Annotated in this window: 22 protein-coding genes; 12 read left to right on the top strand and 10 right to left on the bottom strand. The window is 61.2% G+C overall.

The genetic code is table 11. From position 1 onward, the window contains the following. The first annotated feature begins 475 nt into the window (after nucleotides 1-475). The gene (locus IVA74_RS19580; protein ID WP_247347305.1) at nucleotides 476-931 is read left to right on the top strand and encodes a hypothetical protein; all 456 of its coding nucleotides are present in this window, start codon (nucleotides 476-478) and stop codon (nucleotides 929-931) included. Nucleotides 932-983: 52 nt separating this feature from the next. Here the strand turns inward: IVA74_RS19580 and galE are convergent, their stop codons facing one another. Next, nucleotides 984-1,976: a UDP-glucose 4-epimerase GalE gene (galE, locus tag IVA74_RS19575; protein WP_247347302.1), complete on the bottom strand. Its 993-nt coding sequence runs from the start codon at nucleotides 1,974-1,976 to the stop codon at nucleotides 984-986. A gap of 509 nt (nucleotides 1,977-2,485) precedes the next feature. On the opposite strand from galE, the gene IVA74_RS19570 reads away from it, so the two are divergent. Both IVA74_RS19570 and IVA74_RS19565 read left to right on the top strand, forming a co-directional pair. Further along, a complete protein-coding gene (locus IVA74_RS19570) occupies nucleotides 2,486-2,701 on the top strand; it encodes a hypothetical protein (protein ID WP_247347300.1) in 216 nt (71 codons plus the stop codon). Nucleotides 2,702-2,857: 156 nt separating this feature from the next. Continuing rightward, nucleotides 2,858-3,304 carry a CHRD domain-containing protein gene (locus tag IVA74_RS19565; protein ID WP_247347298.1) on the top strand — a complete coding sequence of 149 codons (447 nt, stop codon included), beginning with the start codon at nucleotides 2,858-2,860 and terminating at the stop codon, nucleotides 3,302-3,304. A 42-nt stretch (nucleotides 3,305-3,346) separates the two neighbouring features. Here the strand turns inward: IVA74_RS19565 and IVA74_RS19560 are convergent, their stop codons facing one another. The 3 genes from IVA74_RS19560 to IVA74_RS19550 all read right to left on the bottom strand — a co-directional run bounded on the left by IVA74_RS19560 (nucleotide 3,347) and on the right by IVA74_RS19550 (nucleotide 5,866). Further along, entirely contained in the window at nucleotides 3,347-3,712 is a 366-nt protein-coding gene (locus IVA74_RS19560) for a VanZ family protein (protein ID WP_345946813.1), read from the bottom strand. Between the two features lie 157 nt (nucleotides 3,713-3,869). Then, the gene (locus IVA74_RS19555) at nucleotides 3,870-5,462 is read right to left on the bottom strand and encodes an EAL domain-containing protein (protein WP_247347292.1); all 1,593 of its coding nucleotides are present in this window, start codon (nucleotides 5,460-5,462) and stop codon (nucleotides 3,870-3,872) included. A gap of 230 nt (nucleotides 5,463-5,692) precedes the next feature. Beyond that, the gene (locus IVA74_RS19550; RefSeq protein ID WP_247347291.1) at nucleotides 5,693-5,866 is read right to left on the bottom strand and encodes a hypothetical protein; all 174 of its coding nucleotides are present in this window, start codon (nucleotides 5,864-5,866) and stop codon (nucleotides 5,693-5,695) included. Nucleotides 5,867-6,939: 1,073 nt separating this feature from the next. Between IVA74_RS19550 and IVA74_RS19545 the strand changes: the two genes are divergently transcribed. The 3 genes from IVA74_RS19545 (at nucleotide 6,940) to IVA74_RS19535 (ending at nucleotide 8,167) form a co-directional block, all read left to right on the top strand. Continuing rightward, nucleotides 6,940-7,221: a hypothetical protein gene (locus tag IVA74_RS19545; RefSeq protein WP_247347290.1), complete on the top strand. Its 282-nt coding sequence runs from the start codon at nucleotides 6,940-6,942 to the stop codon at nucleotides 7,219-7,221. Nucleotides 7,222-7,263: 42 nt separating this feature from the next. Beyond that, a complete protein-coding gene (locus IVA74_RS19540; protein WP_247347289.1) occupies nucleotides 7,264-7,680 on the top strand; it encodes a hypothetical protein in 417 nt (138 codons plus the stop codon). A gap of 208 nt (nucleotides 7,681-7,888) precedes the next feature. Further along, nucleotides 7,889-8,167: a hypothetical protein gene (locus IVA74_RS19535; protein WP_247347288.1), complete on the top strand. Its 279-nt coding sequence runs from the start codon at nucleotides 7,889-7,891 to the stop codon at nucleotides 8,165-8,167. Nucleotides 8,168-8,206: 39 nt separating this feature from the next. Here IVA74_RS19535 and IVA74_RS19530 read toward each other — a convergent pair whose 3' ends face one another. After that, entirely contained in the window at nucleotides 8,207-9,412 is a 1,206-nt protein-coding gene (locus tag IVA74_RS19530; protein WP_247347470.1) for a hypothetical protein, read from the bottom strand. Nucleotides 9,413-11,017: 1,605 nt separating this feature from the next. On the opposite strand from IVA74_RS19530, the gene IVA74_RS19525 reads away from it, so the two are divergent. Then, complete coding sequence (locus IVA74_RS19525; protein ID WP_247347287.1) at nucleotides 11,018-11,398, top strand: hypothetical protein; 381 nt, start codon at nucleotides 11,018-11,020, stop codon at nucleotides 11,396-11,398. Nucleotides 11,399-11,428: 30 nt separating this feature from the next. On the opposite strand, the gene IVA74_RS19520 is transcribed toward IVA74_RS19525, so the two are convergent. Further along, nucleotides 11,429-12,091 carry a hypothetical protein gene (locus tag IVA74_RS19520; protein ID WP_247347286.1) on the bottom strand — a complete coding sequence of 221 codons (663 nt, stop codon included), beginning with the start codon at nucleotides 12,089-12,091 and terminating at the stop codon, nucleotides 11,429-11,431. Between the two features lie 63 nt (nucleotides 12,092-12,154). Beyond that, nucleotides 12,155-12,892, bottom strand: coding sequence for a metallophosphoesterase family protein (locus tag IVA74_RS19515; protein ID WP_247347285.1), 738 nt, complete (start codon nucleotides 12,890-12,892; stop codon nucleotides 12,155-12,157). Nucleotides 12,893-13,083: 191 nt separating this feature from the next. Here IVA74_RS19515 and IVA74_RS19510 point away from each other — a divergent pair, with 191 nt between their 5' ends. Then, nucleotides 13,084-13,707 carry a transglutaminase-like cysteine peptidase gene (locus IVA74_RS19510; protein WP_247347284.1) on the top strand — a complete coding sequence of 208 codons (624 nt, stop codon included), beginning with the start codon at nucleotides 13,084-13,086 and terminating at the stop codon, nucleotides 13,705-13,707. 12 nt (nucleotides 13,708-13,719) lie between these two features. On the opposite strand, the gene IVA74_RS19505 is transcribed toward IVA74_RS19510, so the two are convergent. The 3 genes from IVA74_RS19505 to IVA74_RS19495 all read right to left on the bottom strand — a co-directional run bounded on the left by IVA74_RS19505 (nucleotide 13,720) and on the right by IVA74_RS19495 (nucleotide 16,046). Continuing rightward, nucleotides 13,720-14,982 (bottom strand): hypothetical protein, encoded by a 1,263-nt coding sequence (locus IVA74_RS19505; protein ID WP_247347283.1) that lies wholly within the window; start codon nucleotides 14,980-14,982, stop codon nucleotides 13,720-13,722. A 183-nt stretch (nucleotides 14,983-15,165) separates the two neighbouring features. Continuing rightward, on the bottom strand, nucleotides 15,166-15,441 hold the full coding sequence (locus IVA74_RS19500) for a hypothetical protein (protein ID WP_247347282.1): 276 nt from the start codon (nucleotides 15,439-15,441) through the stop codon (nucleotides 15,166-15,168). 74 nt (nucleotides 15,442-15,515) lie between these two features. Continuing rightward, nucleotides 15,516-16,046, bottom strand: coding sequence for a hypothetical protein (locus tag IVA74_RS19495; RefSeq protein WP_247347281.1), 531 nt, complete (start codon nucleotides 16,044-16,046; stop codon nucleotides 15,516-15,518). Nucleotides 16,047-16,318: 272 nt separating this feature from the next. Here IVA74_RS19495 and IVA74_RS19490 point away from each other — a divergent pair, with 272 nt between their 5' ends. From IVA74_RS19490 to IVA74_RS19475, 4 genes are all read left to right on the top strand, one after another. Next, a complete protein-coding gene (locus IVA74_RS19490; RefSeq protein WP_247347280.1) occupies nucleotides 16,319-17,521 on the top strand; it encodes a polysaccharide biosynthesis/export family protein in 1,203 nt (400 codons plus the stop codon). A 157-nt stretch (nucleotides 17,522-17,678) separates the two neighbouring features. After that, on the top strand, nucleotides 17,679-18,260 hold the full coding sequence (locus IVA74_RS19485; RefSeq protein WP_247347279.1) for a hypothetical protein: 582 nt from the start codon (nucleotides 17,679-17,681) through the stop codon (nucleotides 18,258-18,260). 22 nt (nucleotides 18,261-18,282) lie between these two features. After that, nucleotides 18,283-19,752 carry an O-antigen ligase family protein gene (locus IVA74_RS19480; protein WP_247347278.1) on the top strand — a complete coding sequence of 490 codons (1,470 nt, stop codon included), beginning with the start codon at nucleotides 18,283-18,285 and terminating at the stop codon, nucleotides 19,750-19,752. Nucleotides 19,753-19,898: 146 nt separating this feature from the next. Beyond that, the gene (locus IVA74_RS19475; protein ID WP_247347277.1) at nucleotides 19,899-20,522 is read left to right on the top strand and encodes a hypothetical protein; all 624 of its coding nucleotides are present in this window, start codon (nucleotides 19,899-19,901) and stop codon (nucleotides 20,520-20,522) included. The last annotated feature ends 207 nt before the right edge of the window (nucleotides 20,523-20,729 follow it).

Raw genomic sequence — 20,729 nt, 5'->3', positions numbered from 1 at the left:
CGATGCTTAGCAGCGCAGCGCCCAGGCAAGTGTGACCAGAATCACTCTTAGATATTGGTGCCACTTTAGCAGGAACCGGTTCAAACCGGCGACCGGAGAAAGCAGAGCCCAGGCAAGCTGTCGGCCGGATGGATAATGTCAGGCGGCCGGGACCGCCTCAAGTGAACGGTCCTCGACCGGATGGCTCTCCGCCGCGAACTACACGATGGAGCGCGAGCGGGACGTCCACCGGGAATCCCTTCAAACGCTCGGGTTGGCGTCGATCGCCGCTGCGCGCTGGGTCGAGGCGGTCGAGACCGCCGATGACGGCATAGAATTGTTTTGACCTCGCTGCCGGCGTCGCTTCGCGCGTCGGCAGCAATTTGACCGGTTGGCTTTACAGGGCATTAACCGTGGCGGAATGCTTGCCGCATCGGTCATTGTCGCGCCCCGAAGTTGGTCGCACATAGGGGTGAATTTCAGGACGGATGTTTTCATGCTGAAGGACGGCAAATACGCTGCATGGTTCAGGACCCCGCGCGGTCAGGGCACCGGCGTCGTGCATCTGGCGGAGGGACGAATCTCCGGCAGCGACAGCTTCTTCACCTACGACGGCTCTTATCGAATTGAGGAGCAGCGCTTCACGGCGGTTCTGACCACGCGGCGACATGCCGAGGGGCCGCCGACCGTGTTCGGGCCTGACGAGGTCGAGCTCAAGCTCTCGGGCGTGTGCAGCGGTGCGATGGCGACCTGCTCGGGAACGGCCAGAGAAGCGCCCGATGTGACGTTCGAGGCGACGCTGATCTACAGCCGGGAGGATGCTCCGGTTAGCGATGCCCGATGCGCGGTCGTGAAGCTCAATGACAAATTGCCCAAGGGCCTCGACAGCCGTTCACGGCCGCGCCATCCGTTCACGCCGGGATCGCACGGATCCGAGCGGAATCGTCCGTAGATTGCCTTTCACCTGCTGCGACTGGCTTTTGACGGCGGCCGACCGAAGCATGTCAGGACTGTTTAAGCGGATGGGCCTTCTGGTGCCAGGCCCAGGCAGTGCGGATCACGGTGGACAGGTCGGAGTGACGCGGCAAGAAGTTTAGAACTTTTCGCGCAGCAGAGGGGTCCGCGACGAGATAGGTGGGATCGCCAGCGCGGCGCGGCTTGACGGTGTGAGGCACCTCGCGCCCGGTCTCTTGCCTGATCGCAGTCAGGATCTCTCGCACCGAGAATCCGGACCCGGTGCCGAGATTGAAGCTGCTGCCGGCGTGCCCTTCTTCCAGCAGCTTCAGCGCCGCGACATGCGCCGCCGCGAGGTCGGTAACGTGGATGTAGTCGCGGATCGCGGTGCCGTCGGGCGTGTCGTAGTCGTCGCCGAACAAAGCGAAGTCGGCATGGCCCTGGAGCGCCATCATGGCGCGCGGAATAAGATGGGTCTCGTTGTCACGCAACTCGCCGATGCCGCCCGCTGGATCGGCGCCGCTGGCGTTGAAATAGCGCAGGCAGAACGCGCCGAAGCCGTAAGCCGATCGGTAATCGGCGAGCATGCGCTCGATCATCCATTTCGATGCACCGTAGGGATTGATCGGCGCGCAGGGAAAATCCTCCGGCAGCTCCTTGGAATCTGCGTTACCGTAGACGGCGCCGGTCGAGGAGAACACGATGCGCTGGCAGCCTGCGTTGCGCATAGCCTGCAACAGCGACAGCGTGCCCTGGACATTGTTGATGTAATATTTCTGCGGGTCCGTCATGGACTCGCCGACGAGGCTCGCGGCCGCGAAGTGCATCACTGCCGCGATCTTGTGCTCGGCAAACGCGCGCGCCAGCGCCGCTCCGTCGAGCAGATCTCCGATGACCAGCGGGCCGGCAACGAAGCTGCGATGACCTGTCGACAGATTGTCATAAACGACGGGCTGATAGCCGGCCGCAGTCAGTGCGCGGCAAGCATGCGAGCCGATATAGCCCGCGCCCCCTGTAACGAGGATGGTCGGTTTGTCGGTCATGCCTGGTACCTCAAAGCGAACTCAACCAACATCCAGGCGGCCCTCGCCAGCAGCGAATCCGCACAACGCACGAGCAGCGCAATTGTGAGCCATTCGGGGCCTCCCGGCGAAATCGGCCCATACGTCGTCGGCCAAAAGTGGTGGAGAAGACCAGAGGATACCGAGTGGTTCCCCCGGAGATGACGTGACTCAGGGAAGGGCTATCGAAGTGATCTGGCCCAATACCATCGGCCCTCGTTTTGATGGTGGATCAATCAGATGAGCATAGAGCGATATTCGCTGTATGCAACCCGGTGGTAGCTTCGGCACCCTTGCCGTTCTTCGTCTTAGCCTAGCGTTGACTCTATCATTGCGAAATGCGGTCGGCGACCGCAACGCGGCAACATTACCTTTAGGCACGAAAACTAGATTGTTGCTTGTGCAAAAAGACGGACGGAACCATGCCACAAATATGGATGACATATAGCGAACTCGCGACACTTAGTGGGTGCACGCCCGCGGAAGCCCGAATGCGGGCCATCCATTTGTCGCTCGATCGTCGCAAAAGCCGCGATGGCACGACACGCGTCAAACTCGATCTGGCGCTGACGGCCAAATTCTTCGCGTCTGTCCGCGAGTCCGATTTTGATCTCGACAGCGCCATTGAGGCGCTCCAGGCCACGCATCGCCAGATGGCCGAGCTCCTGGTGCCGAACGAGGTCCTCGGCAGGCGTGGGGCAGCTTAAACCGCCGGACACTGCCCCCTATCACGATAGGCTATGTGACCGGGAGCCGAGATTCCTGCGATGGTTATCTCGAATCAGGCATAAATCTGCATCCGGAATTTCCGGCTGGGGCCGGTGTTCCAACTGCGACGGGCCAAAGAGCCCGCAGGAGGGGCGATGAGGGAAGCCATTTATCGGGTCTGCGTGACACCGTTGGGGACGGCAATGCTGGGTGGGCTGGTCATCTCGATGGCCGCATCGGCGAATGCAGAGGTCGTGAAGCTGCAGGCCGATCTCAAAGGCAGCAATGAGGTGCCTCCGAACACCTCGTCCGGCTCGGGCAAGGCAGAAGCGACCTACGATACCGAGGCGAAAACTCTGACTTATGCGGTCACCTATGCTGGCCTGACGGGTCCGGCGTTGGGAGCTCATTTCCACGGTCCCGTGGAGGCGGGCAAGAACGCCGGAATCGTGCTGCCGTTCAAGACGGTGCAGAGCCCCATCCAAGGCAGCGCCACTCTCACCGACGCGCAGGCCGCAGATTTGCTGGCCGGAAGGTGGTACGCCAACATCCACACGGCGGCGAACCCGGGCGGTGAGTTGCGCGGCCAGATGACGAAGTAAGTTCAGCTGGCGCGTCTCACCGGTCGTCTTTGTCGAGCGATGCTAGGACGGCGGTCTGGGCAAGAACGCCAAGATCATCTGGGCGAGCATAACCCCGACGGTGCCTCCTGCCGCTTTTTGCAGCACGTCAAGGAAGCCGGGATCCCGGTCGGGTGTGAACGCTTGCAAGAGCTCCAGCCCCATGGCGACCGTGATGACCAGAGAGCAGGCCAAAGCGAATCGGCCCGGTAGCAGGAAGGAAAGCAGAAATCCGAGCAGCCCATAGGCGCTGAAGCGCTCGATCACGACGACCCAATAGGCCTCGTGATGCCCCATGAGCGCGGGTCTTCCCGCGAGCCTCGCCAGGGTGGCGTAGACGATGAGCGCAAGGCAGATGCTTGCGGCTGCAAAGAGGTGGTTCCTGCGCATCACGCCAACATACAAGGTTGGTCGCCCGTCTGGTTCGAAAGCCGAAAATATCGTTAAATTCCCTGCCGCATCGAGCCTCGGCTGGCGCAGGAATGTTTAGGGGAGACGCTTGGAAGCCAAACATTATGTCGGGGAAGCAGAAATGCTTCCGCAACAGTCAGGCCACCATAGCCGCGTCGTCGGAGAGCGCCGCGCCTGCCTGCGCCGCGCGACGGGACTCGACCAGGTTGCTGAATCTCGCAAAGGGCAGGGGCGCCGCAACGAGATAACCTTGTCCCTCCTCTACGCCGGCGGAAACCAGCGCGCGGAGCTGCTCCTCCGTCTCGATGCCTTCTGCGACCACGGACATATTGAGGTCCCTCGCGAGCGCTACCAGCATTTCCACGATCGTTGCCGTTGACGCGTCCACGGTGATCGTGTCCACGAAGAACTTGTCGATCTTGATAGTGGTGGCGCCAAGGCCCTTCAGTCGGGACAATCCGCTATGGCCAACGCCGACGTCGTCGATGGCGACGCGAAAGCCGTGCTCCCGCAGTTCGGCTACGACGGCCGCGGCGCGCGCGAGATCGTCAAGCTCGCTGCGTTCGGTGATTTCGACCATGATCTGGCGCGCGGAGACCTTTGCCGTCAGGACCGTACGGCGCAGCGTTTCAACAAAGCCTGTATCCAGGAGGTGCTTGGGCACGACGTTCAGGGACAGCTTGAAATTCTTGTCCGCCGTCAGCAATGGCTGAAGGTCGGCGAGCGCCGATCGCAAGATATGCCAGGTCATCGCCTGGATGCGTCCACTGGATTCGGCGAGTGGAATGAAGTTCATCGGCGGGACCACCGAACCATCTCGGCGCAGCCAGCGAGCCAGGATTTCGCAGCCGTTGATCCGACCGGTCCTGAGGTCGAAGATCGGCTGATAATATGGTGTGAACTCGCCAGCTGCCAGTGCCCGATCGAGATCGGCGACAGGTCCTTCCATGCGGCGGCTTCGCGCCAGCAAGACGCCAAAGATGGCGCCAAGTCCAAGGGCAACAGCGAGGGTCGGCCAGTAAGCCTCGTTGTTCCAGCTCGAAAGGACCGCGTGATCGAGCCGGATCGTGGTATGGAACGGAAATTGGGTGGAATTCCTCTCGAAACTGATCGGTTGCGGCAGGGCGCTGCCGGCGTCGGTCTGGAATTCGCCGAGTTTTTCGCCGTTGCTCAAGGCGAGCACGACTTCACTGTGCGCGCGCAGTTCGGTGGGCATGATGTCGAACAGGCTGGCATTGATGCCGACAATGGCGACCAGGGCTGAGCTGCCATTGATGTCCCTGAGCACGCCCAATGCGTCGCCGCCGAACTGCTCAACCCGAAACAGCATGAGCTTCTTATCGCGGGAAGACAGCATGTCGCGGCGATCCACCCATCCCTTGTCGAACTCTAGCGTCTCTGAATAGGCCGAGCAGATCACCGAGCCATCCGGATTGACGAGCCGGACGTCCTTGATCGCAGAGCGCTGGTAGACGTGGAGCCGGATAGCCTGCAATGCCCCGGATTCGCAGCTGGCAAGCTCCCGCCTCGCGAGCTCGTCCAGGCTGGCAGCGGCAAAATCGACCGCAGCTTCGGAGCGCCGCAGAACGACCTCGGTCAACTCGTTGAGCTGATGGGCTTGCTGGTGGCCAATGACGACCTCAGCAGCGAAATGGCCCGCCAGCGCAAACGTCAACGTGCTCGCAAGCACGAGCGCCGCAAACGGGAGGTTCGGTCGCTGCAATCTCATCCGGTCCAGGCGGAATCCAGGAGGGCTAGAGGCTCGATCCTAGCTAGCGGGGGCTAAGATAGGGTTTAACGGTGCTTTGCGGCTCGGCGGTGAATCTAAACGATTAGCTAATGCGCGATCGCGACCAGCAGGGAACAGGACACCCAGCTACCCGGCGCGAAGACGTAGTCGAGGAGCCAAGCGTGGAGGTCAGCTCGGTCCCGTCGAAAGAACATCGCCTGCTCCCGGGGCTAGTCCTTCTTGCCTGACCTCGGCTTCAACGAAAGACCAAGCCGCAAGGCCATCCGCTTGACTGCGTCAGGCGTGCGCCCGAGCTGTTTCGCCGCCTCTTCCAGCGAAGTCGAAGACTTAGCCAACTCCATCAACCGGCGGTCCTCTTTGAACGACCAGGGCTTGCGCGCCATAACCGAAATCATCCTCTCGTCGACACAAAGACAAAGCCGCCAAGCGGACCCATGTTCGCTCGGCGGCTTTGCTTGGGTGGGGCCGGGCTTGGGGAGCCCGGTGAGGCGATGGATAAGCGATTGGTGAGACTTCGCAACAAACTCCGCGGGTTAAGCTAACCGCTCAACCTTACCGCGACAAAAATCGGCGCGCCGCACCGTATAACCACGGGGCTTTCGCTTAACAAAGCCGCGATCGTAAGTGGCGGGCGACATCTTCCAGCGGATCGCAGATGAACCCGATCCACTACAGATGGTCCGTCACTACACTGAAGGCATAGACAGGGCGACGGCGCGATGCGCGAAAGCAGTCCCGGATTGGACTCCCTGAGGTGAACCGGGGTTGACATCATCGTTGCATCAAGTTCGGGCAACATCAGCTATCCTCGCGGCCTGAGCCCGTTTCTCTCACGTAACGATCAATCTTCAAGCAACACGTTGCACAAACTTCATCTTCGTCTGGCAAAACTTTCAGCGGCGCCGACCTTGATGTCGTCACAACGACAAGCTGAAATACTCAGGGAGGAACGTTCCAGAAAAACGTGGGAATATTCCAAATGGCAGCGATCCTGGTTTCGGCTTCGATTTTTGCGGCAGGTTTTTGCTGCGGTTACGGTGTGCGGGCCTGGCGCTCCCGCAAGCGATCAGCGCGGTATCGCCTGTATGCGCCCTATACTCCGGCCGCGATGGGCGTTGGCCGAAGCCAGCGCCCGTCGTGATGGCAGGGACCGGCGCGATATCCCGGCGATGGATCGATCTGACTTGGTCTCGATCACTGCGGCGCACGAAATAACCATGGGCAGTTAGGTTAATTTGTCGCAGTCCTTGTGAGCTTTGGAGCGGTCGCTTAGAAATGGACCAATTGATTGCGAGAGTTCAGCTGCCGCGATTTGCGGGGTAGGCGTAAATGGCGTATCTGATTGCGTTGCTGGGCATGACAATTTGCGTCCTGCTCTTGACTGCTTTTGTTCGTACCTATAGTCGGCGGCTCAAAAATCTTCGAGGTCCTTGGATCCTCAGTGAGGGCCGTCGCAATGATTGATCAAGGGCGCAATGCGCCACGCAGGTATTTTGTCGATCGGCAAGGGCATCGTGTTCTGATCGGCCTTTCGCTCGACGAGACCGCGGAATCTGAAGCGCTGGACCTTCCATCGATGAATGCCGATCATTCGGTGATCGAGCATGGGAGCGCAAAGGCCGTCGCAACCGGCGAAATCCGATGGCTTGAGCTTTATTCCAAGCACGAAGGGTCCTGGCGGGTGTGGATAGCGCAGAGCCGGGCAGAGCAAAATTCAGCCTTTGTTAACTACGTCTGACCGATGGTAGCGGCTTAGAAAGCCAGAAGTGGGATGGCCCAAATGTTCCAGCTGTTCCTGAGGGCACGCGCACACAATCTTCTCAACCTCCGCCGCGAGGACAAGGGCTTCAAGGCCCGCTCCACCGAGCGTGACGCCGCGACCGATCGCGTGCGGATCGATGCGGTGATAACAGCGCTCGATGCCGCCCTGCAGGAGGCGGAAAGGGAGCAGGCCGGCCTCAACCGGCGCGTCGACGATGCGCTGGCGCGTGCGTCCGTCACCTTCGGCAACGGCACCGATGAATATCTGGAGCGGGAGCCGCTCGACAACTACCATCAGGATCTGTTTGCCGCGGATATCTCGAACGGCCAGCGGCGGCTTAAGGAGCTGGCGAGCACGATCTCGCACCTGAAATTCGTCAAGGCCGCGATGCTCACTCGCTTTCCTGATTTCAAGCCGCCGCAGCTCAACAGCTAGCAACCGGTGGTTCCCGCAACGGCGTCGTGCCCCGGTTCAGGATCTCGGCGGCACCAAGCCAGGGCAGATTCCTCAGGTCGGCTGCTCTGCGGCCCGAGAAGTGAATCCAAGCATGGGTCCAATCGGCTCTGTTTGATGTTTGGCCTCCTCTGTCCTTTTTGATATGGTTCCCACCAGCGTTCTCGGACGGATTGAAGGAGCGAGCCAGGTGCCCCTCGGAAATTTGCAAAAGTCGATTGGATTGGCATTTGTGTTGGCCTTTGCCGCGCCGGTAGCGGCTTCGGCCGTTACCGTTGAAGTGGCGCGCGCATGTGATGCTGCATTGATCAAGGCCTTTCCGCCAAAACAGATCGGCAATCCCGCTGCAGGTAGCAGCAAGGGGACGGCCAAGGAGCGGCGCGACTATTTCAGCAAATGCGTCGCGAACAATGGCAAGGTCGACGACGGTCCAGCGGACACGCCGAAGGACAACAAAGCCAATAAATAAACGGAGACGCGATGATGATTCATCCAATCCCGTCGCGCTTTAACGTCGTGGCGGGCAAGGTGAGTAGAACGCGCCGTTCGTTGCATTAATGCGTTCGACGCATTGGTTGGGATCAGTCGGCGTCCCGGCCACGGTGAAGTCATAGCCCATACCTTTGACCACCACGACGTAGCGACCCGGCGAAAGCGTAAAGCCGTCCTGCTCCGGCTGCAGCGATAGCATTCTCGGCTGGTCCTCGACCGGACCTACTTTGTAAGGGTAGGACATGCTGCGAATGACCCAGGTGTCGCCGGCGGTGACCATGGCCGCTTTCCCGGTTGTATCGACGCCCATCGCTCGGGAGACTTTTGCGACCACCCGAACCTCGGTCCCGGTCGCATCGACACCACCGTCGGACCTGAACACAATGAAGCTGACATCTCCGCTTGTCAGCGTCGTCGCGCTCGGCGTGTTGATTGCGGCTGAGATCGCGACACGGCGGTCCGGGATCTTTCCCGGGACCGGCTTGAGCTCCTGGAGCTGGCCGTCGCTCAGGGCGTAGACGCCGAAGGTTGTCGGCAACGGCATCGAGGGTTGCGCAGCCGTCGCCGGCTCCTTCGGTTGATCCGGTGTCCGTTCGACGTTCTCACCGCTAGATGGAGTCACAGCGACGGTGGGTTGAGGCTCGGAGCTTGTCGAGGTGCGCTTGGACAGCGTCGCGGACTGCCACAATGCGACGAATTGTGTCCTCAACCGCGGCCAATAAGTAACTGCAGCGCTGGCGCCGGCAATGATGACCAGGATGGCGGCTAATCGGATGAGGGAGTTGATGATGTCGCTTCGCGAGGACTGGTCGGGCGGTCTTGGCGGTGCGACAGAACCGGGCCATGTTTCCGCAAGCTTCTGAACGGGCGCCAGATTCGTAACGGGAGTCGGAGGACGGAGCGGCGACTGATGCGAAGCGACGTCTAGCGCCGACTCCGGCATTGCGGACAGCGCGTCGCGCTCAGGAGCGCCGCGTTCAAATGAAAGCTCAACCTCCCGAATGGCGCGTTCCAGCACTTGCTGGATCTCGCGGGATTCCCGTGCGTCGCCATGGGTGAATTGTTCCAGGAGCTTGATGCGGGCCTGCTCGTACACGATCTCGCGGATCTGCCGCGGGTCGCGGGATATGTCGCGAATCCGCCCGGACAGTAGACGCACAAACCCGGCCTTGATAGCGTGCGTATTTGGAGCGCCGGCGGCAGTGTCGCTGGGGTCGGTCATCAAGGCCGATCAAGTAACCCGGAATAGGCAGTTTTGCTAGGCTTTTCCGCGTCAAATCCCATCGCTGCGAAAGCCGCTCTGATCGCCAGCTTGCAAGAGCCCTTGTCGGACCAGCTTCGGGGGCTTGCTTTTAGGCAGAAGGCTGTGACAGTTGGACGAGTTCCTCTTTCCGGTATTTTGATCATGCGCGACGGTCTCATAGCACTCACGTTTGTGGCTCTTCTGGTGCAACCTTCTTTTGCACAAGGGGTCAGGGACAAGGCCAATTTGACGAGCACCAGCATCGTCACCACACCTACAAAGAAGACCGCAACGACCCAAAGCGCCTCACGGCCCACCGCCGTTCGGAACCTGGCGCCAGGCACGCTACCGAGCGGAACGGCAGCTCAGGGCGTCTGGAGAGATGGCAAATTGGTTACCGTGCCTCGGTAAGGACGCCCAAGGAACTTTGACGGAGCCGTGAAGGAACGGTGATCGCCTGCCCGGCGTTCTTGCTCGGGAGATATCAATGAAACGATTAGTTTTGACTGCCCTCGTTCTTGTGGTGCCGGGTATCGCTGCTGCCCAAGGGGTCAATGATCCGTCAACCCCCAACCGCAACGTGATCATCGTCAATCCCTCGCAGCCTTCCCCGACCACCGCGACGAGGAATATCCCGAGCCGGATTCAGGCACCACTGATTAGCGGCGGGCACGCGCGACCTTATTACGGCAACAGAACCCGAGGCAGTGGTTCGTCCAGCCGGCGGTAGCCCTGGACGGCCTCTGGATCTGCATACACGGCGACCGCAGCCGCTGGAGGCGCTCGGCTGCAGCTGGGATCATCGTCATCCGCTTCACCGCGTCCTCTGACAAAGCAAACGGCGTCCGCTCCTTGGCGCAGAGCGGGCTTGCCTGAGCCGCCACTCGACACTGCGCCGCGATGCAGCCAGCTGGCAATATTGGCCTTGCGGAGCTTAGGTGAGAGGGCGGCCTCCAGCTGGCCGGCTATTGTCCGTTGGGCGTCATTCCGCCGCCGCTGGGAAAGTTGCTAAACTTGAGGCTCATTCCGCTGACGCGGAAGCGGACATTCCCCGCCAAGTACAAATAGTCCGAGGGTGGCGTTGCCGACCGTCCGTACCTCGACATAGGTCAGCGTGATCGGGACAACGCTTGGGGTGACCTGGGTGATGTCGACAGACCGGGCTCCTGGAAACAGCTTTTGGTCGAGGCCATAGAAGATTCTTTCCCGCTCCGACCATAGAACAAAGTGACCGCCGGCCTTCTGATCCCGGCCTTCTGATCAACGGCTTCGTATTGGGATGGATGACTTGCGGATATTCGATCGGGCCTGCCGTCGCCGAATACGTCCCAAACCAGATTGCCAGAACCAAGCAAACAATGTTGCGGACCACGGGCCAAAATCCTCGCGAGCTAAAGCACCAAGCTTGCCCGCGAATTGGCTTCTTGCAATTGGCAAGGGTATAAACTGAAGAAGCAGAGACGAGGAGCTTGCGGCTCGGGTCATTCTTGTTGCTCTATCTTTGGAGTCGTCAGCGTGCGAACCGCTCGATGTCACCACTCGCCAGCTTACGCAAGGCGGCTTGGGGCGCTGTCTAGAGCGGTCGTGACCGTTGCCTGTGCAATCGGCTTTGCTCTCACCTGTCCGTGCTTGTGTCTTGCTCAGGCCGAACCGGAGCGCTCGCTCAACGACTATCTTCCGTCGAGCGAGCCAGAAGTCAGCCGCGACGAATGGCGTCAGCGTATCGACGACGCGCGGCAACGAGCCAAAGAGGTCTCGCGCGAGCGGCGGGAGCATCCAGAGCTCTATAAGCCGGTCCCCGAAGATCCGGACCTTGTCGCGACCGAACGCCTCCTCAACGACGACAGCCTGCAGCGAGGCGATATCGTCTCGACCAAAAAGGGCATGTTGGTCTACCAGGGTCGACCGGATCAACCGCGCCGCGAGCAGGATTTCGTGCCGATCGCGCCGAAAGCGGCGCATTGAAAAATCCACGGCTGGCAAAAGCCCCGAACGTCAGTAGCGGCGCATGATCTCATTGAACTTGGGATCGGTCACCTGCGTCGTCTCCAGCAGGAGCTGCTTGCCCTGCGGCGTCGCCTGCACGTAGGCTGCGATCAAGAGCGGCTCGTAACGGGAGCGGTTGGCAAGCGCCGCGCGGATATCTGATTGCGCCAGCAGTTTGATCTCCTCGTCGCTGGCAGCCGCACCCGAGGTGACAGTTTGGATGCGCGAGAACGCAACGTCGATCGGTACCGCTCCGGTCAAGTATGACATTTTCAGCGCGGGGATCGCGGAATCGCCCGACTGTACCTTCAGCGTGCCAAGGGCTAGCCATAGCGCGGGCCTGATCGGCGATACTTGCAAGGCGGTGATCACCGCAGCTTGGGCCTGTTTGTTCTCGCGCGTCCTGGCGCTCGCATCGATCGCGGGGCGGTGAAGTATGTCCGCGGCCCTCGCCGCGGCATAGTTCGCAAGCAAGTCGCCATCCCATGACAGTGACGACAGAAAACCGGAAGCAGCCAGATTGGCCTGCTGGGGCGGAAGCTCGACCGAGAACAAATCGCTGGCGCGAAAATTCGGCCGCACAAGGTCACCATAGAACCCAAGCCCTGCATAAAAGAACAGGAGCATTGCGATTCCGACGCCGATGATCCGAAGCGAGATAATGCGATTCATGACAAAATTCTGGGATATCGATGGGGCGGCCCAACAGCCAGCCAGATGGCTTCGGCGGCAGGCCTAAATTGCCATGAGACTATCGCCTTGGATCGTAAGCAGCGTCAAGTTGCCGGTCGCGTAAGCGCCGGTGTCGATATTGATGCGGTTGGGGCGGATATCGGGCGCGCTCACCGGGGTATGACCGTGCACGATGTATTTTCCAAAACGTCTTTCGGACTCCAGGAATTCCTCGCGGATCCAAAGCAGATCCTCATCTTTTTGACGGTCGAGCGCAACGCCGGGCTTGACGCCGGCATGAACAAAAAAGAAGTCGCCGCAGGTAAACGATGAAGGCAGCTTCTCCAAGAAGGCGAGATGCTCGGGCGGCATCGCGCGCTTCAATCCCTCGATCAGCTCGACCTGTTGTTCTGCCGATGGATTCATGGTTGGCGAGATGCCGTACGAGACCAGCGTGAGCAGGCCGCCATAGTGGCGCCACTCCTGAAGGCGTGCTGGATCCCTCAGCACCTCGAGCAGGAACACCTCGTGGTTGCCTTTGAGGCAAACCGTTTCGTGCGACTTCGAGCGTTCGATCAGGATATCAAGCACGGCGCGCGAGTCCGGGCCGCGGTCGACATAGTCGCCGAGAAAGACCTGGATGGCGCGCCCGGGGTTGGATCGGGCAAGGTCGGCGTCAATGACGGTTAAGAGGGATTGAAGCAAATCGGCGCGTCCATGCACATCGCCAATGGCATAGATCCTCACGCCGTCGGGAAGCCGAGGCTTGACGTTCTTACGAAAGCGCTTGGAAAGGCCCATCAGCTGGTCGAATCGCGTCGGGCGTCATGAATGGACGTCATGATCGCTCATAGCAGAACAGATTACGTATCGGTATTCTTAATTGTTTCTGACGGAGTTGCGACCGTTTTGACTAAAAAATGGCTCGGCATTTGAGCCGGATTTCAAGACGTCTCGCGTAGCGTTTCCCCAACAAGAATGGGGAGCGCGACATGCGCAAAATCTTAAAGTTCCTGGCGGTTGCCGCCGCTCTATTGACTGCGGGCCAGCACAAGGCCGAGGCCGCCTTTGTTGGTGCGCCGTTGGCGTTGCGCGGCGCCATCCAGTACATCAAGTTCGACCAGCCGACCTTGGCGCCGATGGCGTTCACGATCTTTTGCCTGAAGTACGAGGGCGAGTGTAAGCCGCGACCGCGGCAAATCGTGTTCAGGGGCGGTCGTCTAAAGCTCACGGCCGAGCGGCTGGCTCTGCTTCAGGAGGTCAATCAGCGGGCCAATAGCGCGATCCGACCCGAGCCCAATTCGGAAGGGCTGCGCGGCGAGAAGTGGCTGCTGCATCCTGCGAGCGGCGACTGCAACGATTACGCCGTGACAAAACGTCACGATCTGATCGCCAAGGGCTTCCCAGCGCGCTCGGTGTTGCTCAGCGAGGTCGTAACGACCTGGGGTGAGCATCATCTCGTGGTCGTGGTGCGCACGTTCTCCGGCGATCTCGTGCTGGACAATCTCACCGGGCATATCCTGCCCTGGTCGAAGAAATCCTATCGCTGGGTCCGCATCCAGATGCCCAAGAATCCGAACTACTGGGCCTCACTTGGCGGCGATCGCAACGCCTGATGACCGGCGCGTCTACCGTGAGGACTGGCTGACGCTCTGGGACAATCCCAGTCCCACGATCACCGCAAGGCAAAGGATTGCTGATGGGTGCAGCAGTCCCGGACCGGTGAAACTCTCGACCAGCGCAAAGAGCAGACAGGCCGCCGACGCCGCAGGGAAAAACGAATCGCGGCCGCGCTGCACGGCGGCGAGGACCAGGCGCACCACAAGCGTCAGGGCAACGATCACCGCGCCAGCAAGACCGATCCACCCCATATCCGAATAGATCGCAGCGGCCGCGGAGGGCGCGGCCAATGCCGCCCCTGCATCGGTTTGATAGATCCGCCCCAAACCCACAAACGTCCCTGCACCCGAACCGAACCATCGTGTGTCGGCCAGCATCCGCTCAAGCGCGGCTTTCGTTTCAGCCGGGACATCGCCAACAAGCCGCAACAGGATTGGTCCGGAGCTCTTTTCGAAGAGGAAGATCAGGATAATGCCCGCTCCTATCAAAGCGACTATGGTCAGCGCGGCGGCAGCAAGGGCAGACAAGTCCAACCTGCGAACGGTTAGAACGAGCAAGACCACCACCACACCAAAGCCCCCGGCGATCGCGCTGTTGGTACCTGAGAGGCCAAAGATCGCGGCGCCCGAGACCAGAGCTCCGACCAGGCCACAGAGGCCGATCGCCACCGAGCGAGCAACGGCATGACGTGTCTCGGCGCGTTCCGCGGCAAGCTGCATCACCGCTAGATTAAGCAGAAGGCCGAAGCCGGCGAAGGTCGTTGCGAGGTCGGGCGGTGTGCTCCCCGCGGGCGAGCTGCGGCGAATATCCAGAAGCAAGGCCGCAATGCTGGTCACGCCGCTTAGGACAAACAGGACCAGTTCGGCGCGGCTGCGGTTCCGGGCGACCAGGATCGCAACACTGATCAAGGAGATGGCGGCAAGCGCAAGGAATAGCGCCTTCAACGTCAGACCTAGATCGGCCGTGATATAGCCGCACCGCAAGCCGCCCAAAGCGTCATGGGTGCTGGTCCAGATCGGGTGGGCGAGCGCAAGCCAGACCGGAAGCAACTGGATCGCAATACACAGCGGGATCGCGATGAAGATCCAGCGAACCCAGGCCGTGCCACGCTCATAGTGATCGCGGTCAGCTTTCCGCGCGTTAAGAGACGCTGTCAATAACCCGAGCCCTGCCGCCATCATCCCGAGCTGTGCGCCAAACTTGGCGCCGGCCATTTCGAGAGCGGAAGCAGAAACAACGGCAACGATGAGGGTAAAATAGGCGAAGGACAAACGGCCCGCTCGAAAGGAATCCTGAACAGCTCAGGTCACCATACAAGCGGTCGATCGGATTTCAAACAGCGGCCTGCTCTCAAGAAGGGAGACCGGCGGATACCGTCATATGCACACAAGCTCGCGTGCAAATGAGACGTCTCGCAATGAACCTCAAAGGGGAGCTCGGGACGCGGACTAGGGTCAGCGGGCGCTTTTAACCGGGCGTGCGAACACGCGGGCGGCACGACTGCCTGCGATGACAAGGCGGGCGGCCGAGCCAAACAGATATCCCGCCTGCAGCACAATGGCTGCGAGCACCACATCCTTCAGGCCTTCGAGGAAGCTCAGATTGGCCATCCAGCCGACCGGGATCGCAGCGAGCAGCATGACAAAGGTCAGCGGCAGGAGCACCAGGACGCGAAAGCGTTGGCCCAGAACTGCGCCCACGAGAAAGCTGAAAATCAAAAGCTCGGTCATCCGAAACACTCCGTGCTCCGGACCTTAGGTTCCGCACCCTAAAAAGAGCCTTAAGATGTATGGCTAAATTGGGCCTATTGGCCGCAATTCGCCAGCAGCGAATTGTAGGCTTCGCGGAGCCCGTTCAAAGCCACCACGCCTTTGATTTCGCTGTCGCGCTCTTTGACCAATACGGAAAGCGTGGGCGCCGTATGCCACTTGCCGGCGGCAAAGGCGGAGACCTCGTCAGGCAGCAGCACGGCGGCCCCCGCAGCGGCCATGCTGGCCTCGAACGTCAAGGTGCCTCCCGCCGCGGAGGAAAGCGTGACCTTGGGGTGGCTTCTGGGCGGGAAGGGCCGGATCAAGGCCACCAACACATCGATCTTGCCATGGGGCGCGCAGCGGACGATCAGGCCGGCGAAATCCGGGTCGGATTGCATCGTCTCGGCGGTCTTGGTGATGGCAGCGAAGCTCTCGCCCCCCTTGGGGCCCTGGGTCCGGCTGAATTTCCAAAAAGAGGAGGAGGCCGCGATCTCAACGGAGGGGCGGCCCAGGCGCGGGGGTTCGTATCCCGGTCCGGCGAGCAACCATCCTGTCAGAGCAAGGGAAAGAAGCGACAAGAGCAAGGCCGGAACTCCTCATGAGACAGCCGCAGGATTAGCAAAGACACGCGGGGGTGAGAACGCCTCGCCCACCGGTTGAGGGTTTGTCTGCCGATCGGGCACACGAAATACGACAAACAGTCACAAAGGGTTAGCGGGGTTCCGAAGTAGTGGCGCGGGCGCAACACTGGCTGACTCATTGCGCCGTTAACCATCGGTTTTGCCTTGGAACCCTTGTCGCCCCGCACGCTAGACCGTACCACTTTGGGGTAATTCGGGACGATCGGGGCGCGTTGATGCATTCCTTTGCTAAGACCTATATATTGAAGCCGGCGTTTTTAGCCGTGGCTCTGGCGCTTGGCGCCTGCTCGACCAATCCCGGCTCAGGGCCGTTAACCGACGACGTCAACAACCACATTCAGACGGAAAGCGCGCCGGCCTACGAGCTCGTGCCGCTCAACCCGGCCACGGTGAACATTCTGCACACCCATGAGCCCAAAGGGCTTGCAGGGGCGTTCACGGACAAGCGCCCCCCGGCCAGCATCGTGTTCGGGATCGGCGACGTCGTCGCCGTCACCATCTTCGAAGCCGCAGCGGGTGGTCTGTTCATCCCGGCGGAGGCCGGCGTCCGTCCGGGTAACTTCGTGACCATCCCCGATCAATCGGTCGACAACGACGGCTTCATCACCGTGCCCTATGCCGGTCAGGTCAAGGCCGCGGGCCTTACGTCGGTCCAAATCCAGCGCGCAATCGTTGAAAAGATCGCCAACCGCGCCATCGAGCCGCAGGTTGTGGTTGCGATGTCCTCGCAGCGGACCCAGCTCATCAGCGTGCTTGGCGAAGTCAACACGCCGGCGCGTTATCCGGCGAGCGCCGCGGGTGCGAAGGACAAGGTGCTTGACGCGATTACCCGCGCAGGCGGAATCAAGGGCCAGGGCTTCGAGACCTGGGTCATGCTGGAGCGTGGCGGCAGGCGCGCCACCGTGCCGTTCGAGAATCTCGTGATGGCGCCTGAGAACAACATTTATGTTCGTCCGGACGACAGCATCTACGTCTATCGCGAACAGCAGAAGTTCCTGGCGTTCGGCGCCAGCGGGCAGAGCGGCGAGTTTAACTTCGATGCTTGGCGCATCAACCTCGGCGAAGCTGTCGGCAAGGCCGGCGGTCTTCTGGATGGTCAGGCCGATCCGGCTTCCGTCTACCTGTATCGCCGTGAGCCGCGTGAGGTTGCTGCCCAGCTCGGCATCGATGTCAGCAGGTACACAAGCGAGACGATCCCGGTCATCTTCAACGTGAACTTCCGCGATCCGGGCGGCTTCTTCCTCGCCACCAAGGTGATGATGAAGAACCAGGACATCATTTACGTATCGAACTCGCGCAACGTCGAAGTCGCCAAGTTCCTGACCTACCTGCGTGTGATCATGGCGACCGGCAACGATGCTGTGAATCTCGGCAACAACGCCCTGATCTTCCGCAACAACATCAAGTTGGCGCCGTAACAAGCCAAGTTGATCCACCAAAACCGATGGCACCGGGCTTTGTCCCGGTGCCATTTTCGTTTAGCGATCGCGGCGGTACTGTTTTCGGCTATGGATCAATGCACCACTGAGCAGGGGGCGCCGGTCATCGGTCACCCCCGCAGTGTCGCGAGGGCTCATGCGGTTTGGAAGGCAAGCGTTCTGGTACTCTCTAGGGCTTGTTCTCGCGGGAGCAGCGCCGCTCGGGGAGGCTGCTGGCCAAACTCAGCAGCTCGGCGTCCGCCATCGGATCGACGTGGTGGTCTCGGCCGAACCAGATGCGCCGATCTTGCAGCGCCTGCGTTGGGCCAAGGGGGAGCTCTCGTTCACGGTCCGGCTTTCGGCGAACTCCAAGGAGAGCAAGTTCTTCGGGATGCTGCACCCGTCTTTCGCGGATATCGTCGTCCCCGATAAATCAGACAAACCGCTGGTCCAGCAGACCAAGCTATGGGAGGAGGAGGTCTGCCATCAGCGCCGGGGCATGCCCAAGGTCACGGTGACCCAGCTTGGCGGCCATTTCGGCGAGGGGGATGGGCGGATCGAGATCTCCGGCATGAACCGCCATGTCGGACTCCTGGTCCCGCCCGATGAATTGACACCTGGAATAAAGCTCGATCAGGGGAGTGATAATTTTGGTCTGTTCTACGGCTTTCGGGCGCAGACCCGAAACAGCCGCCTGAACGTGGATCTGAGGATCTATCCGATCGATTGCTTCTTTTAAGATTGGGCCGCCATTGACGACGATGCGACTTCGGCTTCCCAACATCCGCTGGTCCTGGAGTATTCCGGCCGCCTTCATCCTGTACTTCGTCGCGGCTGGCGCGCCGTTCCCGTTCGGCTCGACCAACGACCTGTCGATTGCGTTCTGGTGCCTGTGTCTGGGCCTCGCCTTGATGGTGGCGCCCACCCGCGACTTGCGCCGTCCCCAGCTCTGGATCATCGCGGGCATCGGGGTGATCGTGGCGGGATATGCCTTCGTGCTGCATGAGCAGCTGTCCGATCATCCTTGGATCGCGCCGTTCAATCCGATCTGGAAGCAGGCGTCCGACCTCCTGGGCGTGCCGATTGCGCCGTCGGCGTCCATCGTCAAGAACGAGGCGTTCTTCGCATTGGGCGCGCCGCTTGCGAACATTCTGGCGATCCTGCTCGGCATCACCGTCGGCGCGGAGCGTGAGCGCGCCCGGCGTCTGCTTTGGGTCATCGCCGTCTCGGGCGCGCTCTACGCGCTCTATGGTGTCGCCTCGTTCCTGATCGAGCCCACCATGATCCTGTGGCGCGACAAGACGGCTTATATGGGCAGCGTCACCGGCACCTTCATCAACCGCAACACGGCGGCGGCCTATTTCGGCTCCTGCGCGGTGATCTGGATGCTCTTGATCCTGGCGGATGTCCGCCGGCGCTTGCCTGAGCGGCACATGGAGTGGAAGCGCGTTTGGCGCGATGTCGCCGAGATCCCGCCGCGCGCGATCCTGCCGCAGCTCGGAGCGCTCTTGATCTGCCTGATGGCGATGTTCATGACCGGCTCGCGCGCCGGCGTCAGCCTGTCGCTGCTGGCGATGATCGTCGCCGTCACCATATTCCTGCGCAAGGACCTGCCGCCGCGGACCGGAATCTGGATTTCGCTCGGCTCCGGCGTCGTGGTGGCGCTCGGCCTGATGCAGCTGCTCGGCGGCCGGGTCTCCAGCCGGTTCGACAGCCAGGGGCTGGTCGACGAGGGCCGCATCGAGGCCTGGAAGTCCACGCTGCGAATCATCGCCGACAATCCCTGGTTCGGCACCGGCATGGGCACCTTCCAATGGGCCTTCCCGCCCTACCGCAGCCCCAACATCTCGATTCGAGGAATCTGGGATATCGCGCATTCCACGCCGCTGGAGCTCGCCTCCGACGTCGGCATCCCAATGGCGCTTTTGGTGGCGGCGGCATGGGCGATGATGTTCGTTATCCTGGGACGCGGCGTGTTCGCCCGGCGGCGCGATGCCATCATCCCGCTGGCGGCGGCGGCGACCGCGAGCCTGTCGCTGCTGCATTCCTGCCTGGACTTCACGCTGCAGATCCCCGGCTATTCCATTCCGTTCTTTGCGCTTTTCGGCGCCGGCCTGGCGCAGTCGTTCCGCATCCGTGAGGCTCGCCCGAACGTTGTGCCTGAGGCTGTAAAAGGCCAGCAAGCCAAGCGGACCATTGCGGCCGAAAAACCCGTCCCCACGCACGTCTGAGCTTCACCGAAACTGTCTATTTTTGAAGCAGTTGCTGCCTTAACGAAGTTTTCAGTACGAGTGGACAGCCGGGGGTTGTTCCGCTAGTTTCGCGCTGCACGCATCATTTGCCCGAAGCTACGGGTAGCTGATTTCAGGAGGAATTTATGGGGTTTGTTAACTTTGCGCTTCGTCTGGCCGCGGCCACGGCTCTCGCCGCGACCATCTCAAGCGCCGCCAGCGCAGCCGTTTATCCGCCGCAGCGGCAGCTGCCGCCGCAGGTCATTTCGGAGTTCAAGGCGACGCCGGGCAGCCTGTTGCAGCAATATCCGGCCGGTGCGCAGCTGATCTCGCGCGTGCGCGACCTCGGCGCGTCTGATCCCACCACGCTTCCGGCCCTGATCGCGCTCCTCAAGGACCCCGCGACCACCAAGGACCAGATCCGCGCGATCACCGCCGGCCTCGCCCAGGTTGCCCGCATGGCCGCGGCGAGCGACCAGGCTTTCGCCACTGAGATCCAGGCGGCGATCGCCGGCACCAACAACCCCGACGTGATCGCAGCCTACCAGGCCGCAACCGGCGACGTCGCGATCGCGGCGGCCGGCGGTGGCGCGGGCGGCGGCGGCTCCGGCGCGGGCGGCCCCACGGGAGCGGGCGGTTTTGCGAACGGCGGACAGGGCGGCACCACCAGCACGTTCGGCGGCCTGCACTACGCGACGCAGGTCAGTGGCGGCGCCTCGGGCGGCGTGAGCGGCACCACCAACGCCGCCAACCGCATCAGCACGCGCTGACCGTATTTGCCCGGAGGCCAGAGCCTCCAGGCTGCCTCATTCGCGATCCAGTCAAGGCGGCGCTTCATCGCGCCGTTTTGCATTTCGGCCGTTAAGCTTCATGTGAATTGGCAGGGGCTTGGCGCATTGCGCTGCATCAAATCGATTCTGGTTGCACTGAGGCCGTGCTATTCTGGCGTGCGGTCTCATTCTTGTGCGAGCGCTTTG

This window comes from Bradyrhizobium sp. 132 (genome assembly GCF_023074185.1).
GTDB lineage: Bacteria > Pseudomonadota > Alphaproteobacteria > Rhizobiales > Xanthobacteraceae > Bradyrhizobium.
This window is presented reverse-complemented; position numbering and strand designations above follow the sequence as displayed.